The sequence below is a fragment of the Bacillus jepli genome, from assembly GCF_047238305.1.
Classification (GTDB): domain Bacteria; phylum Bacillota; class Bacilli; order Bacillales; family Bacillaceae_L; genus Ferdinandcohnia.
Window position 1 is genome coordinate 1381847 of record NZ_JBDFMO010000001.1, and the last position, 15498, is coordinate 1397344.

Below are 15498 nucleotides of genomic sequence, written 5' to 3' on the forward strand. Positions count from 1 at the left end.
ATAGTATGAAACAGCTTGATTTATTTTTAGCATTTTTACGTGTGGGGCTATTGGGGTACGGGGGCGGACCTTCCTCCATCCCACTCGTTCATAAAGAGGTAGTCGGTAAATACAAATGGATGGATGATGATGAATTTGCTGATGTGCTTGCCTTAGGAAACACATTACCTGGGCCAATTGCAACGAAAATGGCAGGCTATATTGGTTACCGCGTTGCAGGTGTGGTAGGGATGATCAATGCCGTATTGGCTACGATCGTTCCAACTATTTTTATGATGATAATCTTGTTAACCTTTTTATCTTCTATTAAAGATCAGCCATGGGTGCAGGGGATGACAAAGGCGGTTGTCCCGGTTGTTTGCGTGATGCTTGCGACTTTAACATGGGACTTCTTTAAAAAGTCAAAGGACGCGTTAGGCTGGAAATTTGCAGCAGGAATCATCGTTGTGAGCTTCTTATTAATGGAGTTTGTTGGGGTTCATCCAGGAATCATCATTGGGGTGCTATTGGTGGCAGCACTCGTGAAGAAAGACAAAGCACCGAAAGTTAAGCAAACAATAGAAAAGGGTGTAGGCATGTGATTTATTGGCAAATTTTCTTAGCCTTTTTTATACCAGGAATTGTTGGGTATGGCGGAGGTCCTGCTTCAATTCCGCTTGTTGAAAATGAGGTCGTGGGACGATACGGATGGTTGACCGTTTCTGAATTTAGTGAGGTGCTCGCTCTTGGAAATTCACTACCTGGTCCAATCGCTACAAAAATGTCAGGATATATTGGGTATGAAGTGGCAGGTATTCCAGGGGCACTCGTAGGAATTTTTGCTACCGTGGCACCTTCGTTAATTTTAATGGTCGTTCTACTTGGCTTTTTATACAAACACAAGGATTCTCCAAAGGTAAAACGCATGTCCAACTATGTACGCCCGGCAATCGCCGTTTTACTCGGAATTATGACGATCAGCTTTTTCACAACATCCTATGAGGATGCAGGCTGGCTACAAACGATCGTGATCATTGTGGTTAGCTTTGTATTGTTGGAAAAGCTGAAGGTTCACCCCGCGTATGTCATCATCGGGGCACTAGGATATGGCGCAATTTTTCTAGCTTAAAAGAGGTGGAGAACGTGAAAAAATTATTACTAACAGGGTTTGTCCCATTTTTAGATAATCCAATTAATCCAACAGAGGAAATCGTGAGGGCTTTAGAAGGGCAAACCATCGGTGGATATGAAATTGTAGGAAAAGTGTTACCCGTTGATTTTGCAGAATCAGCTAAACAATGTATCGCACATATCAATGAGATAAAGCCGGATGTTGTGATTTCATTAGGGCTTGCTGCAGGAAGAAATAAAGTGACACCTGAGCGAATTGCAATCAACTGTCGTGATGGAGCTGCAGATAACAGCGGTGTGAAATTGCAAGATGCACCGATTGAAGAGGAAGGACCAGCGGGTTATTTTTCGACATTGCCGATTCGGGCATTTGTAAATGCATCGGTTGAAAAAGGCTACCCGGCTGTCATCTCAAACACGGCAGGGACCTATCTTTGCAACAATGTGATGTACTCAGTCTTGCATAAAATTGAGCAGGAAAATCTTGAAATGCGTGCGGGATTTATTCATATTCCAGCTTCGCATGAACTTGCATTGAAGAAAAATGGCATTCCGAGCTGGTCATTAGCGGATCTAACTGCATCGATTCGTACGATGATTGAGGTGCTTGGGGAGTAATTTGGGCAATAGCCTAATTTGAATACAAGACCAATATTTGAAAACACTAAGAGGAAGCCCGATCCGGGGCTTCCTCTTTTTCAATCTTTGAAAGGACTTATAAAATGAAGCAATTACATATCTTTTATGCGTTTTTGAAAGTTGGCTTACTTGGCTATGGGGGTGGTCCGTCCTCAATTCCACTTGTCCATAAGGAAGCAGTAGAGCATTACAAGTGGTTAAATGATGATGATTTTGGTGATATTCTGGCGCTTGGGAATACGTTGCCAGGACCTATCGCGACTAAAATGGCCGGTTATATTGGCTCTCGGGTTGGCGGTTGGCTTGGAATGATCAATGCCGTTTTGGCAACCTCAGTCCCGACTATTCTTTTAATGATTGTTTTGCTCACCTCATTGACCTCCTTTAAAAATCTTGCTTGGGTGCAGGGAATGACAAAAGCGGTGCTGGCTGTAGTTGGAGTCATGCTTGCCCAATTAACCTGGGAATTCCTCATCAATGCAAAAAAGGGACTTGGATGGACTAGGGCAATCTTACTAGGGGTGGTAAGTGTGTTGGTTTTGGATGTGTTCGGCGTGCATCCCGGTATTTTAGTTGGTGCCCTACTGGTACTTGCCTTGGTGAAAAAGGACAAACGGGAGGAGACACAATCATGATCTATGTACAGCTCTTTATTGCGTTTTTTATACCTGGGATCCTCGGCTATGGCGGCGGGCCAGCCTCCATTCCGCTTGTTGAAAATGAAGTGGTCCATCGTTATCACTGGTTGTCCGTTCATGAGTTTAGTGAAGTGATTGCAATTGGAAACGCGTTGCCCGGACCAATTGCAACAAAGATGGCTGGGTATATCGGGTTTCAACAAGCGGGAGTGTTGGGCGCGGTGGTTGCCATCTTTGCGACTGTTGCTCCTTCGCTAATTTTAATGATTGGCTTACTAAGTATCTTGAAAAAGTTTAAGCACTCTCCGAAAGTAAAGCGGATGACGAACTTTATCCGACCAACGATCGCTGTTCTTTTAGGTGCAATGGCATACCGCTTTTTTAAGGAATCATATGAGGATGCCGGGTTGGTCCATAGTATAATTTTAGTGGTGTTTAGTTTTTTGTTGCTTGAAAAATGGAAGGTTCACCCCGCGTATGTGATTGTTGGATCGCTTTTGTATGGGGCGGTGTTGTTGTAGGAGGAGAGGGGTTTTTGTTTGAGTTTTTCCAGTATAACCCTAAAGTTGTTTAAAAAAGGTCTTTATGCTAGCATTTTTTCTTGATATTTCCAAATGTCAGTACAAAAAGTCGATTTATATAATGGTTTTTTCCAAGAAAACCCAAAGGTGTCGCCATAAAAGTGCTTTATGTTAAGTCTTTTTCCTTATATATCCAAAAGTCTAGACATAACAAGCTTTTATCTAATGACTTTTTCCAGTATAATCCAAATCCGTATAAAAGCGATTTAAGAGAAGGGATTTCCTTTAATACCCAAAAGCCCACTAATATCATAACTTTATATCTAGTATCTTCCAGTATAATCCAAAATTGAGCTCGTAAATGGTCATAATGTTAGTGCGTTTTCAAATAAACCCCAAAACTCATTTGTAAGCTTTCCCCTCTCTAAGCAGGACTCACATTGTCCTTATTTCCCCAAAATTTCGCCAAAATCTTTTCTTGACGAGCCCTGGAAATAAATTCATAATATAAATATTAGTAATTTTCGTAATATTATAAAATGTAAATCGTAAATATAGAAAGTGTAATCGTTCGCCATTCGAAATTGTTGGCAACGCTTACATTTAAGGAGTGTTATCTATGATTTTATATTTCATGCTATTTATTGTTGGATTTAGCCTTTTTATGGCGTTTAAGCGTAAGCGCCCCCTCTTTTTACTTCTGCCGTTTGTGTCCATCTTTGCGTATTTTGTCTTTGAAATCATCCGTTTTCCCGCACCACTTGGGGAAACGATCCGTTTTATTTTTAACCTAGGCTAATAACCTAGTACAAACCTTAAAGGAGGTGATATAAACGACAAAATGGTTTACCGAAAGTTCATATCAATTCTATTTTTATGGAGGTGCTAGTAGTTGAAAAAAGTTGATAAGAAGATTGCCGATGGATACTTTAGGGAGAAAACAAGAAATATTATTATTTATCTCATTATCGGATTTCTTGTTTCATTTGGAGTGGTTCTCTTTGCAAAGCCACTTTCCACATTTTCGGTAAATGGATTGCCGTTCCATTATTTCATGGGGGCACAGGGTGCAGTGGTTACCTTTATCATTATTCTATTTGTGAATGCGAAGGTAAGCGATAAAATTGACCAAAAATACGGCATTGACGAAGAGAAAAATGAGCAAATTAGCTCTGGAAAAGTACTTGATCATTAAAAACCTACCTAACAATCATACTCATAAAATCTAGATCTGCGTAACAGGAATACCCCTACTTCTAGACGTGCCTTGATGAAAAAGCAAGTCTCTACCTTAACAAAAAAATATCTCACACCATATGTCTTAAAATCTACAAAACTCAAACAATACGATAAAAAGAGACAGGTTTTCCTACAAAATAGTAGTACCTATATTTGAACCCAAAGGGGGAGGAAATTTGGATACACAATTTCTGGTCTCATTAATCATTATTTTAGCGTCGTTTGGTCTTTATATTGGAATTGCCATCTTCAACCGAGCGCGGGCGACCTCGGACTTTTATGTAGCTGGACGTGGAGTGCCACCTATTTATAATGGAATGGCGATAGGAGCGGACTGGATGAGTGCGGCATCGTTCATTGGAATGGCCGGCACCATTATGGCACTAGGATATGGCGGACTTGCCTATATCATGGGGTGGACAGGCGGATATTTGCTATTAACCTTCCTCCTTGCGCCACAGCTTCGTAAATATGGTCGTTACACGGTGCCAGAGTTTATCGGTGACCGCTTCGATAGCCATTCAGCGCGTATTGTTGCGGCAGTCTGTACAATTATCATTTCGTTTACGTACTCCATTGGCCAATTATCTGGTTCTGGGGTTGTAATCGGGCGTCTTTTTGAAATAGACGCTAGAGTTGGAACAATGATTGGGGTAGTCCTGATTGCCTTCTACGCAGCGATGGGTGGAATGAAAGGAATCACCTGGACACAGGTTGCGCAATATATCGTATTAATTGTCGCGTACTTAATTCCAGTTATTTTTATCTCCTTACAATTAACAAGCAATCCATTGCCGTGGTTATCTTATGGAAAAGTGGTTGCAGAAATTGGAGAACTTGATCGCCAGCTTGGCTTCACAGAATATTTTGCACCGTTTGCAACAGGATCTGAGTGGCAATTTCTTGCGTTAATGTTCACGTTAATGTGTGGTACAGCTGGATTGCCGCACGTAATCGTTCGTTTCTATACGGTGTCGACAATGAAGGCAGCTCGTTGGTCAGGTGCATGGGCACTTTTATTCATCGGCTTATTATACTTATCAGCTCCTGCATATGCAGCGTTTTCTCGTTTCATCTTGATGACGCAAGTAGCTGGTAAAAAAATGACAGAGCTTCCTGCTTGGACACAAAGTTGGGTTGACACAGGTTTATTAAAGCTGGCCGATGCGAACAGCGACGGGATTTTACAATGGCAGGAAATGACGATTGCCAATGATATCGTGGTAATGGCGACACCAGAAATTGCAAACCTTGGTGTATTTGTCATCGGATTAATGGCAGCGGGGGCAATGGCAGCAGCCTTGTCTACGGCTGGTGGTTTGATGATTGCACTTTCATCTTCATTTGCGCATGATATCTATTATCGTGTGTTAAAGCCTGAAGCAACGGAAAAGAACCGCTTGAACGTGGCTCGTTGGTCAATTGTTGTTGCGACACTAATTGCAGGTTTAGTTGCGTTAAACCCACCGGGTGCAATCACGCAAATTGTAGCATGGGCCTTTGCAATTGCATCTAGTACGTTCTTCCCTGCGCTCGTACTTGGAGTTTGGTGGAAGCGTTCAAATGCCAAGGGTGTTATCGCAGGTATGCTCATCGGATTGGTCGTCGTGTTATCGTACATTTTTGCAGCAAAATACGGTGGCTTCACGATCCTGGGTATTATCGATACAGGTGCTGGAATCTTTGGGGCAGCGGCTGGTTTCTTAGGAAACATCATTGTTTCCCTCATGACAGAAGCGCCATCACAGGCTAAACAAGACGAGGTCGTTGATATGCGCTACCCAGAGCAAATGGTATACAAGGATGGCGAGGTTTGGCTTAAAGAGGATGCTTAACAGGAAATCGGATTCTCGAATAAAAATTTCAACGGTTCTATGCGATTTTGCATAGGACCGTTTTAAAAGAGGGAATAAACATGGAACAGATCTATGAATGGGTGAAAGATCATCCTTTGTTTAAAGAATGGTCTGAGATGGAAGTGTTTGAGTTCCTCTCCTTCTGTCAGCATAAAACATATAAGCAGTCAGATCTATTGTTTCAGGCCAATGAGCAGCGGGAGGGAATACTTCTGCTGCTTTCTGGCGTTGCGGAAGTGTTTGTGGGACCTAGTGAAAATCGTGAGGTACTTGAAATAATAAAGCCTGGGGAATTAATCGGGCTATCAAATATTGCAGATTTAATCGGCGGTCCAAAGCGAGACATGGAATACCGAGTCGGTGTCATAGCAACAGACCCTGGACAATGTTTGTTCATCCCAAATCATGTCATTCAAAAACGCCTCCATGACCCCGATTTTCACCAATTTCTTTTCACTCAACTTGCGATTCGTCTTAAAGAAATCTACAGTTCATTAGCCGAGCAGGTGATGATAACAAGAAAAGCGAAAAATAGTGGTTCCCTTGTTCGAAGGGTCCAGGATGTTATGACCACATCACTCGTCGCAGTTGATCGAAGCACGGTCTGCAGTACCATTGCACAACAAATGACGGAGCGCCGAACGAGCTCTGTTCTTGTTGTTGAAAATAAAAGACTTCTAGGTATTATTACAGAGCGTGACCTTGTTTCAAGAGTCATTTATAAAAGGAAAAATGGAAACACAAATGCTTCCGACTTTATGACGAAAAACCCCATTATTATTTCGAAGTACGCCTTTTGTTATGAAGCACTCTCCACCTTCATTTTACATGGTGTGAAGCATTTGCCTGTCGTTGAGGAAAATGAGGTAGTGGGAATTATAACGTTATCGGATGTGTTGCGGCAAAATACGGACAATATGATGAGGCCGATTAAGACAATTGAGATGGCTACACGTGAAACTCTACCAACTGTAAAAACCGCCATTTATGATGTGGTCGATGCGCTTTTACAAGACGGTGTTCCGATTTTTAAAGTATTAGATAGTGTTACAAAACTATTTGATCGGCTCGTAAAACGATGTATTGAGCTGGCGATTGAGGAGCTATCTAAAAGAGATGGTCTGCTTCCTCCAACCAAGTTCTGCTTTTACCAAATGGGGAGCGCTGGTCGTGAAGAACAGTTTTTGTTAACAGACCAGGACCACTTTCTTGTCTACGAAAATAGTTCACTAGAGGTGAATGATTATTTTTCAAAATTAGGAGAAGAGATCGTAAGGTTACTAGAAAAGGCAGGGTACGCACGCTGTCTTGGGGATATGATGGCGAGTAATCCAAGTTGGCGAGGTTCCATAGAAACGTGGATGGGGCGTGTTCAGACTTGGATCAGTCAGGCAACAAATCAAAATATGCTACTTGCACAGAACTTCTTTTCCTACCGTTTTTTATATGGGGATGAAGAGCTTAACCTTGAATTTGAAACCCAGCTTTTTGAAAAAATGAAGCACGCTAAAATCTTTTTGTTCCGTCTTCACGAACAAGAGCACCAAATACCTTCTTTAGAACAACCTATTCGTGCCCTTTTTAAATTAGATCGTAAGCAGTTAGATGTTAAAAAGGAAATTTTATTTCCTTACCATCATAGCTTGCAAATCCTATCTTTGGAATATGGCATCATCTCGGGAACCCCATTCCAGCGGATTGATAGATTAGTAGAGAAGAAGGCGTTTAGTCCGAATTTTGGAAAAGATGTGAAGACTGCTGTAGCAGATGTGATGCGTTTTTATGTAAACCAAAGGTGGAATCAATATAAAAACAAGGAGAAACTCACATCGATCCTTCAATTTTCACATTTAACAACAAAGGAAAAGGAAGAACTCATTTTAAGTGTAAAAATTTTGAAGGAGATGCAAACTCTAGTAAATGCCCATTTTCAAATATGAGAGGAGTCGGACCTGTGATATTTGGTAGAAAGCCCCTTTTTCCTCGAATTCATAAGGAAATTCCGTTATCGACTCCAATTGATGAGATTAGATTTACCGTTTTTGACACAGAGACAACCGGATTTCAGGTTGCAACTGTCGATCGATTAATTGAAATTGCAGCGGTTCAAGTGGATGGATTGAAAGTTTGTGAGGAAGTACAATTCCATACATATGTTAACCCAAACCGACAAATTTCTCAGGAAATAATCGAATTGACAGGAATAACGGATGATAAGGTCGAAAATGCACCGACCGCAATTGAAGGAATTACGAATCTTTTTAAATTTATTATAGAGCAAAATAGTAACTGCCTAATTGGTCATTGTGTATTGTTTGATATTGTCACTTTGAAAAGCGAGTTGAAGCGCGAGAAATACAGCCTACAACGGGTGCCAGCGATTGATACACTGGATTTGATTGGTTTTATTTCTCCATCCTATGATATGCGAGATTTACACCGATACGCGCAGAATTTTGGAACACGGATCTATGAAAGACATACTGCCACTGGTGACGCCTTAACGACGGCTTATTTATTTGTTGAACTTCTCCAACATTTTAAAGATCGCGGTATGCGAACCTGGGGAGACCTTCTTCAGGCAACCGAAAATCAGAATCGGATTTTATGATACACGGGTTGTCCAGACTCCAATACAACTTGTCCAATCTGAAAAAAACTGCAATTTTCAAAAATATTTTGATAAATGCCTTGTCCCTCTTGAGTTTTATAGCATAATCCCTCAACCAAGCTAATAAAATGTTACAAACCTAACAAAGAGAGTGTTTGAGGTGAGGGGGCGTAAACCGTCTTCAAAGATCTAGCAATTCATATGACGAATATTTTCCAAACAAAACAAACTTTTTCGTTGAAGCAATAACGCGTCTCATTTCACACTTCTCACATCCACATAGGGAGGGCGAGTAGTGTGCACGATTACATCAAAGAACGAACTATCAAGATTGGAAAGTATATCGTGGAGACAAGAAAAACAGTTCGCGTCATTGCGAAGGAATTTGGCGTTTCCAAAAGTACTGTCCATAAAGATTTAACCGAAAGGCTACCTGAGATCAATCCCGAACTAGCAAATGAAGTAAAAGAAATCCTGGATTATCATAAATCAATAAGGCATTTACGGGGTGGAGAAGCGACGAAACTAAAGTATAAAAAAGAAGAAGAATTACAAGAAGAACCAGTCAAATAACATACCAGGGACTTTCTTCCTAGCATTTTACGACATTTTCCTACAAAAAAATTACAAAAAGTCTATTATATAAGTCAAATTGTGATACAATACAACATAGGAAAATATGTGCATTTGTGAATCAAATGCAAGGAGGAAAGTTACCCAAATGTTAGCTAGGGATATCGGTATCGATCTTGGAACTGCGAACGTACTTATACATGTTAAAGGCAAAGGTATTGTATTGAATGAGCCTTCAGTTGTGGCATTAGATAAAAACTCAGGCAAGGTTTTAGCTGTTGGTGAAGAAGCAAGACGCATGGTGGGTCGTACACCTGGAAATATTGTGGCGATTCGACCTTTAAAAGACGGAGTTATTGCTGATTTTGATGTAACTGAAGCGATGCTCAAGCATTTTATTAATAAGTTAAATGTAAAAGGCTTTCTTTCAAAACCAAGAATTTTGATTTGCTGCCCAACAAACATTACCTCTGTTGAGCAAAAAGCAATCAAGGAAGCTGCTGAAAAAAGCGGTGGGAAGAAAATCTATCTGGAGGAAGAACCGAAAGTGGCTGCGATTGGAGCTGGAATGGACATCTTCCAACCAAGCGGAAACATGGTCGTAGATATTGGCGGTGGTACAACAGATGTTGCTGTATTATCAATGGGCGATATCGTCACCGCCTCTTCCATTAAAATGGCTGGGGACACATTTGATGCGGAAATCCTAAGCTATATTAAGCGTGAGTACAAACTATTAATCGGGGAAAGAACGGCTGAAAACATTAAAATTCAGGTTGCAACTGTATTCCCAGATTCACGTCATGAAGAAATCGATATTCGTGGACGTGACATGGTAACAGGTTTACCACGTACACTGACCATTAAATCTGATGAAATCGAAAAAGCACTACGTGAGCCGGTTTCTGCCATTGTACAAGCTGCGAAAAGTGTTCTTGAAAGAACACCACCAGAGCTTTCTGCGGACATCATCGATCGTGGCGTGATTTTAACAGGTGGTGGAGCATTGCTTCACGGAGTTGATCAGCTTTTAGCGGAAGAATTACGCGTACCAGTACTGATTGCTGAAAACCCAATGGAGTGTGTAGCGATTGGAACAGGCATTATGCTTGAAAACCTGGACAAGCTTCCGCGCAGAAAATTAGTCTAATACTGTAAATAGGACCTTTCCGAAATGGCAGGTCCTTTCCTACTTTTTCTAAAAAAAGTACAGTGTGGTAAATTTTACAGATGAAGAAATAGGGATTTCCTACTATAATAAAAACTAGGTATATGTTCGGATAAAGAATGAGGTGAGATCATGTTACGTGGATTTTATTCTGCAGCAGCTGGAATGCTTGCGCAACAACGTCGTACAGAAATGCTTACGAATAATATTGCAAATGCCAACACACCTGGCTATAAAGTGGACCAAGGTTCTTTACGTGCGTTTCCTGAATTGCTCATGCAACGTCTTGAAGGCGTACAAAGCCCGGCTAAAAATGGTGGTACTCTTCGAACAGCAAGTACCATCGGTGGGCTTAACACAGGTGTGTACATGCAGGAAATGATTCCGCTGTTCAAGCAAGGTGATATCCGCGAAACAGGACTTGCGACTGATGTAGCGTTGATAAATGGCAATCTACCGATCAGTGCGGAGACGAATCAACCAGGTTCCTTGTTTTTTACGGTTCAAAATGCAAACGGTGATGTGCGCTATACGAGAAACGGAAACTTCACAGTTGACTTGGCAGGTTTTCTAAATACGAATGAAGGCTTTTATGTGCTTGATGAAAACGGAAATCGGATTGCACTAGAAGATGATCAGTTTCAGGTTACAGCAGATGGAAATGTCCTTGTCGACGGGCTGGCACAAACACGTTTAGGCATTGCCTTTTCTGAAAATCCAATGAATCTGATTAAAGAAGGAAATGGATTGTACCGGACAAATGACGGTGGCGAACTACCAAATGCAGAGGCAAATCCTGAAGTTTCTTTTACGTTAAAACAAGGATTCCTTGAAGGCTCTAATGTCGATGTGACACAGGCAATGACAGAGATGATGACAGCATACCGTACGTTTGAGGCCAATCAAAAGGTGCTTCAGGCATATGATAAGAGTATGGACAAAGCGGTTAACGAGATTGGAAGATTATAAGAAGAGCATGAAGAGTGCTGTCTTTGGCGACAAGCATAAGACGAGCCAAATCTTTCGAAGCGATTGGCAAGACCGAAGAGCATAAGGCGTCCGAAGCTAGAAAAAAATTTGGGGTGAAGATAAATGCGTTCGATGATTACAGCAACAAATACGATGAGTCAGCTGCAAAAACAGCTTGATACAATTGGGCATAATCTAGCTAATATAGATACGACCGGATATAAAAAACGCCAGGTCAACTTTAGTGAGCTTCTATCCCAAGAATTCAATAATCAACCCGATAACGCACAAGAGGAAGGTCGCTTAACCCCAATTGGTATTCGTACAGGTGTTGGTGCACGACTTGGTCATACGAATATGATGATGACCCAAGGTGCAATTAAAACAACAGACCGTGAGCTTGATATCGCATTTACAAAAGAAAACCAATTTTTGCAAGTGTTGGTTGATGAAAATGGTGTTCAGGTTCCACGCTTTACAAGAGAGGGTGCCCTTTATTTGTCACCTGCAAATGATGGGACAAATCGTGTTACCCTTGTGACAAGTGGTGGAGATCCTGTTTTAGACCAAGATGGGGAGCCAATTGTGTTTGTTGACAATTTTAAAGAGATAAAAATTTCTACAAAGGGGGAAGTAACCGTTGTTCCGGAGACAGGTGTGCCTCAAACTTTTAATCTTTCCGTAGTGGAAGTGCAAAAGCCGCAGCTTCTACAAGCGGTTGGACAAAATCAATTTGCGCTACCAGACTTAGCGGAGCTCGGAATTGCGGCGGATGATGTATTTGTTTCCCTTCAGGGGGCTTTGCGTGATCAAGTGAGTATGCAGCAAGGTGCACTTGAACAATCGAATGTTGATTTGACAACGGAAATGTCTGACCTGTTGTTAACCCAACGCTCCTATCAATTCAATGCAAAATCAATTTCTATCTCAGATCAAATGATGGGACTTGTGAATGGCATACGCTAAATGAAGAAAGTAGATACTATAGGGTAGGCAAACAATCGAGAAACTCGGCAACAACCTAAAGATAAGGGGTAATCTCAGTGACAAGTGAACTTAACAATACACAAGTAAAATCGCGCGAAGAAATTCGAAAGGCGCGTGACGAAGAAAAGAAAACGAATAAAGAGCCGAAAAAGAAGCGTGAAGGAAAACTTCGAATCCGCTTAATTCCAATTTGGATACGACTTTTGCTTGTCGTTGTTCTTTTTGCAGCCAGCGTCATGATTGGTGTGGTTGTAGGTTATGGAGTCATTGGAGATGGAAATCCGAGCGATGCCTTAAAAAAAGAAACATGGCAGCATATCGTTGACCTTGTCAATAAAGATGCGGAAAAATAGGAGGGCATAAGCCTTCTTTTTTTATGAATAAAATGGACCCTTTTAATGGCTTTGTCACCGAGGTTTACAACTTACCACAATACTTGTATTATAATAGGCATTATGAGCTAACTTTATTCAGTAGAAGTCATTAACTTCTACTGAATAAAGTTAGAGCCTCCGGCGGATGCCTCAGATTTTTAAAGGAAGTTATTCTACCTTAGGATCAAAGACGAAGAACGCCAATTCCTGTGGCAACGACTTTGTGACCCACATCACGTGGTCCAAAAATCTGGGCACAAATACGCCAAGGCGCATTTGATTAGGATACATAAGGGAGGAAATGGTTAAATATGTACGATATCAATGAAATTAAGGAAATTATTCCACATCGCTATCCGTTCTTATTAGTTGATCGGATTCTTGAATTGGAAGAGGGAAAACGTGCACTTGGCCTTAAAAATGTAACGGCAAATGAGGAGTTTTTTAATGGGCATTTTCCTGATTATCCAGTTATGCCGGGCGTATTAATCGTAGAAGCCTTGGCACAGGTTGGCGCAGTGGCAATGTTGAAAAAGGAAGAAAACAAAGGCAGACTTGCTTTCTTTGCGGGAATTGACAACTGCCGTTTTAAAAAACAAGTAGTTCCTGGAGACCAACTTCGTCTTGAAGTGGAAATCACTCGTCTTCGCGGGTCAATCGGTAAAGGAAAAGGCATAGCAACTGTTGACGGTGAGCTCGTTTGTGAAACAGAAATCATGTTTGCGTTAGGCGAAAAATCAGAATAAGTTCAGTTTGGAAAATCCGGATGGGAACCCATCTGGTTTTTTTATTCTCTTTCGGTGAATTTGTAATTTCTTTGATACATTTTTTATCTTCGGGGAAAGCTAAGCAAAGACCAAGATGGTCACACCAATACTTAAAAAAAACAGAAAGGAGAATATGCAATGAACAACAAATGGTTTTTAAAGCTTATCGGGTCGCTCCTTGCCGTGTTTTTAATAACAGGCTGTAACAATGATGATCAAAATCCGCCACCTGAGAATGACGGACTTGAAACACCTGGCAAGGATTTCAATAATAATAACAATATGGATAATAATGACCTCGATAACAATGTGACTCCAGAGGAAGACGTCGTGCCTGACAACAATGGTATGAATCCTGGGGATCAAGACGTCGTTGAAGATGAGAATAATGACGGAGATCTTGATATCAACAATGACGATGATGACAATGACAACAATAACAACAATAACAACGATCTGAGAGACGACGAAGTAAATCCAGGTGGAACTGGTGGAGCAGGCGGCGTTGGTAACGGCAAATAATTCACTTACATTGTAAAAAGGCGGGATTTTGTCCTGCCTTTTTAACTTTGTATTGGCTTTTTCTTTTCTTGCAGTCGGTTTTTGAATTCGGCAAGTAGACCTTCACCTTGTAGGCCTTGTTGAATAAGGTCGGTCAGAACAATCTCGGCCATGTTAAGGCGACTTGGTACTAAATTCCCCTCCAAAAGAACACTTACGGTATTGTCCATTACTTTGATGATTTTAACTTCACCCATTAATGAGGCAGGATCATTAGATTTTTTGGAAATAGTGACTTGGAGATTCAATTTTGTATCCTCTTGTTTTGCCTTTTCGAAAATGGGTTTATACGATTTTTCAATAAAAGCTTCCACAATCCAACTGTTTTCCCCATCCTCTTGATTGATGATCAATCCATCCATCAACGGTATTTCCTCAATACGACTAGGTTGTTCATCCTGGTGAAGAACCATAAGTGAAACCAATCTAAACGTTTTCAAAATCCTGACCTCCTTATATTTCGTTCGTACTATACCAGATAGTTAAATTATAGCATATTTACCTGCTTATTATATGGAGTAGACGTGGAAATGAACCAGAAGTTCTAAGGTGAAAAAAACATGTAGAAATTTAGATAATGGTTCGTTTTAGAAAATTTTCAATGAGAAATTTGATAATTTTATGGTGAATTTCCAGTTTTATAAAAAAAATCCTTGTGATAATCCGATTTTCCTAATTTTACCTATGTCGAACTGTGGAGTATGATAGCCTTGTTAGATTTAACCAAGGAGGGATAAAACATGATTAATCAGGTGATTTTGGTAGGAAGATTGACCCGGGATCCGGACTTGCGTTACACCCAAGAAGGGAAAGCAATCGCACATGTGACGCTTGCGGTTAGTCGGAATTTTAGGAATGCAGGAGGTGAAATTGACACCGATTTTGTGAACTGTACACTTTGGCGTAAGACAGCTGAAAATACGGCAAACTATTGTAAAAAGGGATCCATTCTAGGTGTAACAGGGCGAATCCAAACGCGTAACTATCAGAACAATGATGGAAAAAGGGTTTATGTGACGGAAGTGTTAGCAGACTCTGTGAAATTTCTAGGTGGAAAGCCAAGGGAACTCGTTGAAAATTAAGGTTCTTGATGCTTAGAACTAGGGAGGAAACGATGATGAAACAGGATGAAATCCAGTCAATCAATGAAAAGCTAAATAAGCTTGCAATGGGAATTGCGCTACATCTGGAAACGTTACAGGGGCAAATCGGTGATCGGATGGATCAAATGGATCAAACCTATAATGAACGACTTTTACAAATTAATCAAATGTTAGAAGGGAAGTAGCTATCATATGAAAACTGTAAAAAAGAAATTCAGAATATGAGAGATATGTAAACCCTCTATCCATGTACCCCGCAACAAGAAGCCTCGTTCGCCTTTTCAAAAATGATTCCTCAAGAGATAGATGGATACTTCGGTCATTCCTCAATTTTTTTGCCAATCATGGTCACAACATGGTTGGCTTTTTCTTATTTATAATA

At 40.8% G+C, this 15498-nt stretch carries 21 protein-coding genes; 20 read left to right on the plus strand and 1 reads right to left on the minus strand.

Going from position 1 to position 15498, the window contains the following annotated elements; all coding sequences use genetic code 11:
* Positions 1 to 5: 5 nt before the first annotated feature.
* The 18 genes from ABC371_RS06980 (at position 6) to ABC371_RS07065 (ending at position 13974) form a co-directional block, all read left to right on the plus strand.
* On the plus strand, positions 6 to 581 hold the full coding sequence (locus ABC371_RS06980) for a chromate transporter (protein ID WP_412896126.1): 576 nt from the start codon (positions 6 to 8) through the stop codon (positions 579 to 581).
* The gene (locus ABC371_RS06985; protein WP_412896127.1) at positions 578 to 1108 is read left to right on the plus strand and encodes a chromate transporter; all 531 of its coding nucleotides are present in this window, start codon (positions 578 to 580) and stop codon (positions 1106 to 1108) included. The genes ABC371_RS06980 and ABC371_RS06985 overlap by 4 nt, the downstream gene beginning before the upstream one ends.
* Positions 1109 to 1122: 14 nt before the next feature.
* Positions 1123 to 1728 carry a pyroglutamyl-peptidase I gene (pcp, locus tag ABC371_RS06990; RefSeq protein ID WP_412896128.1) on the plus strand — a complete coding sequence of 202 codons (606 nt, stop codon included), beginning with the start codon at positions 1123 to 1125 and terminating at the stop codon, positions 1726 to 1728.
* 104 nt (positions 1729 to 1832) lie between these two features.
* Positions 1833 to 2384 (plus strand): chromate transporter, encoded by a 552-nt coding sequence (locus tag ABC371_RS06995; protein ID WP_412896129.1) that lies wholly within the window; start codon positions 1833 to 1835, stop codon positions 2382 to 2384.
* On the plus strand, positions 2381 to 2908 hold the full coding sequence (locus ABC371_RS07000; RefSeq protein ID WP_412896130.1) for a chromate transporter: 528 nt from the start codon (positions 2381 to 2383) through the stop codon (positions 2906 to 2908). The genes ABC371_RS06995 and ABC371_RS07000 overlap by 4 nt, the downstream gene beginning before the upstream one ends.
* Before the next feature lie 619 nt (positions 2909 to 3527).
* Entirely contained in the window at positions 3528 to 3707 is a 180-nt protein-coding gene (locus ABC371_RS07005) for a hypothetical protein (RefSeq protein WP_412896131.1), read from the plus strand.
* A gap of 93 nt (positions 3708 to 3800) precedes the next feature.
* A complete protein-coding gene (locus ABC371_RS07010) occupies positions 3801 to 4103 on the plus strand; it encodes a DUF4212 domain-containing protein (protein ID WP_116352046.1) in 303 nt (100 codons plus the stop codon).
* Positions 4104 to 4323: 220 nt separating this feature from the next.
* Complete coding sequence (locus ABC371_RS07015; protein WP_412896132.1) at positions 4324 to 5982, plus strand: sodium:solute symporter family protein; 1659 nt, start codon at positions 4324 to 4326, stop codon at positions 5980 to 5982.
* A gap of 80 nt (positions 5983 to 6062) precedes the next feature.
* Complete coding sequence (locus ABC371_RS07020; protein WP_412896133.1) at positions 6063 to 7943, plus strand: DUF294 nucleotidyltransferase-like domain-containing protein; 1881 nt, start codon at positions 6063 to 6065, stop codon at positions 7941 to 7943.
* A 14-nt stretch (positions 7944 to 7957) separates the two neighbouring features.
* On the plus strand, positions 7958 to 8614 hold the full coding sequence (locus tag ABC371_RS07025; protein ID WP_412896134.1) for a 3'-5' exonuclease: 657 nt from the start codon (positions 7958 to 7960) through the stop codon (positions 8612 to 8614).
* A 297-nt stretch (positions 8615 to 8911) separates the two neighbouring features.
* Positions 8912 to 9187 (plus strand): sporulation transcriptional regulator SpoIIID, encoded by a 276-nt coding sequence (gene spoIIID / locus ABC371_RS07030; RefSeq protein WP_010677153.1) that lies wholly within the window; start codon positions 8912 to 8914, stop codon positions 9185 to 9187.
* 148 nt (positions 9188 to 9335) lie between these two features.
* Positions 9336 to 10337, plus strand: coding sequence for a rod shape-determining protein (gene mreB, locus ABC371_RS07035; protein WP_412896135.1), 1002 nt, complete (start codon positions 9336 to 9338; stop codon positions 10335 to 10337).
* A 150-nt stretch (positions 10338 to 10487) separates the two neighbouring features.
* The gene (locus ABC371_RS07040) at positions 10488 to 11324 is read left to right on the plus strand and encodes a flagellar hook-basal body protein (RefSeq protein WP_412896136.1); all 837 of its coding nucleotides are present in this window, start codon (positions 10488 to 10490) and stop codon (positions 11322 to 11324) included.
* A gap of 23 nt (positions 11325 to 11347) precedes the next feature.
* The gene (locus ABC371_RS07045; protein ID WP_412896137.1) at positions 11348 to 11503 is read left to right on the plus strand and encodes a hypothetical protein; all 156 of its coding nucleotides are present in this window, start codon (positions 11348 to 11350) and stop codon (positions 11501 to 11503) included.
* Positions 11448 to 12290: a flagellar hook-basal body protein gene (locus tag ABC371_RS07050; protein WP_412896138.1), complete on the plus strand. Its 843-nt coding sequence runs from the start codon at positions 11448 to 11450 to the stop codon at positions 12288 to 12290. Before ABC371_RS07045 ends, ABC371_RS07050 begins: the two co-directional genes overlap by 56 nt.
* A gap of 77 nt (positions 12291 to 12367) precedes the next feature.
* A complete protein-coding gene (locus tag ABC371_RS07055; RefSeq protein ID WP_412896139.1) occupies positions 12368 to 12664 on the plus strand; it encodes a DNA-directed RNA polymerase subunit beta in 297 nt (98 codons plus the stop codon).
* A gap of 332 nt (positions 12665 to 12996) precedes the next feature.
* Complete coding sequence (fabZ, locus tag ABC371_RS07060) at positions 12997 to 13431, plus strand: 3-hydroxyacyl-ACP dehydratase FabZ (RefSeq protein ID WP_412896140.1); 435 nt, start codon at positions 12997 to 12999, stop codon at positions 13429 to 13431.
* Positions 13432 to 13590: 159 nt separating this feature from the next.
* Positions 13591 to 13974, plus strand: a complete 384-nt coding sequence (locus ABC371_RS07065; RefSeq protein ID WP_412896141.1) for a hypothetical protein — start codon at positions 13591 to 13593, stop codon at positions 13972 to 13974.
* 41 nt (positions 13975 to 14015) lie between these two features.
* On the opposite strand, the gene ABC371_RS07070 is transcribed toward ABC371_RS07065, so the two are convergent.
* Entirely contained in the window at positions 14016 to 14453 is a 438-nt protein-coding gene (locus tag ABC371_RS07070) for a YwpF family protein (protein ID WP_412896142.1), read from the minus strand.
* Positions 14454 to 14753: 300 nt separating this feature from the next.
* Here ABC371_RS07070 and ssb point away from each other — a divergent pair, with 300 nt between their 5' ends.
* Together ssb and ABC371_RS07080 are read left to right on the plus strand one after the other, a co-directional pair.
* Positions 14754 to 15095 carry a single-stranded DNA-binding protein gene (ssb, locus tag ABC371_RS07075; protein WP_335401941.1) on the plus strand — a complete coding sequence of 114 codons (342 nt, stop codon included), beginning with the start codon at positions 14754 to 14756 and terminating at the stop codon, positions 15093 to 15095.
* A gap of 32 nt (positions 15096 to 15127) precedes the next feature.
* Complete coding sequence (locus tag ABC371_RS07080; RefSeq protein WP_412896143.1) at positions 15128 to 15301, plus strand: hypothetical protein; 174 nt, start codon at positions 15128 to 15130, stop codon at positions 15299 to 15301.
* Positions 15302 to 15498: the final 197 nt, after the last annotated feature.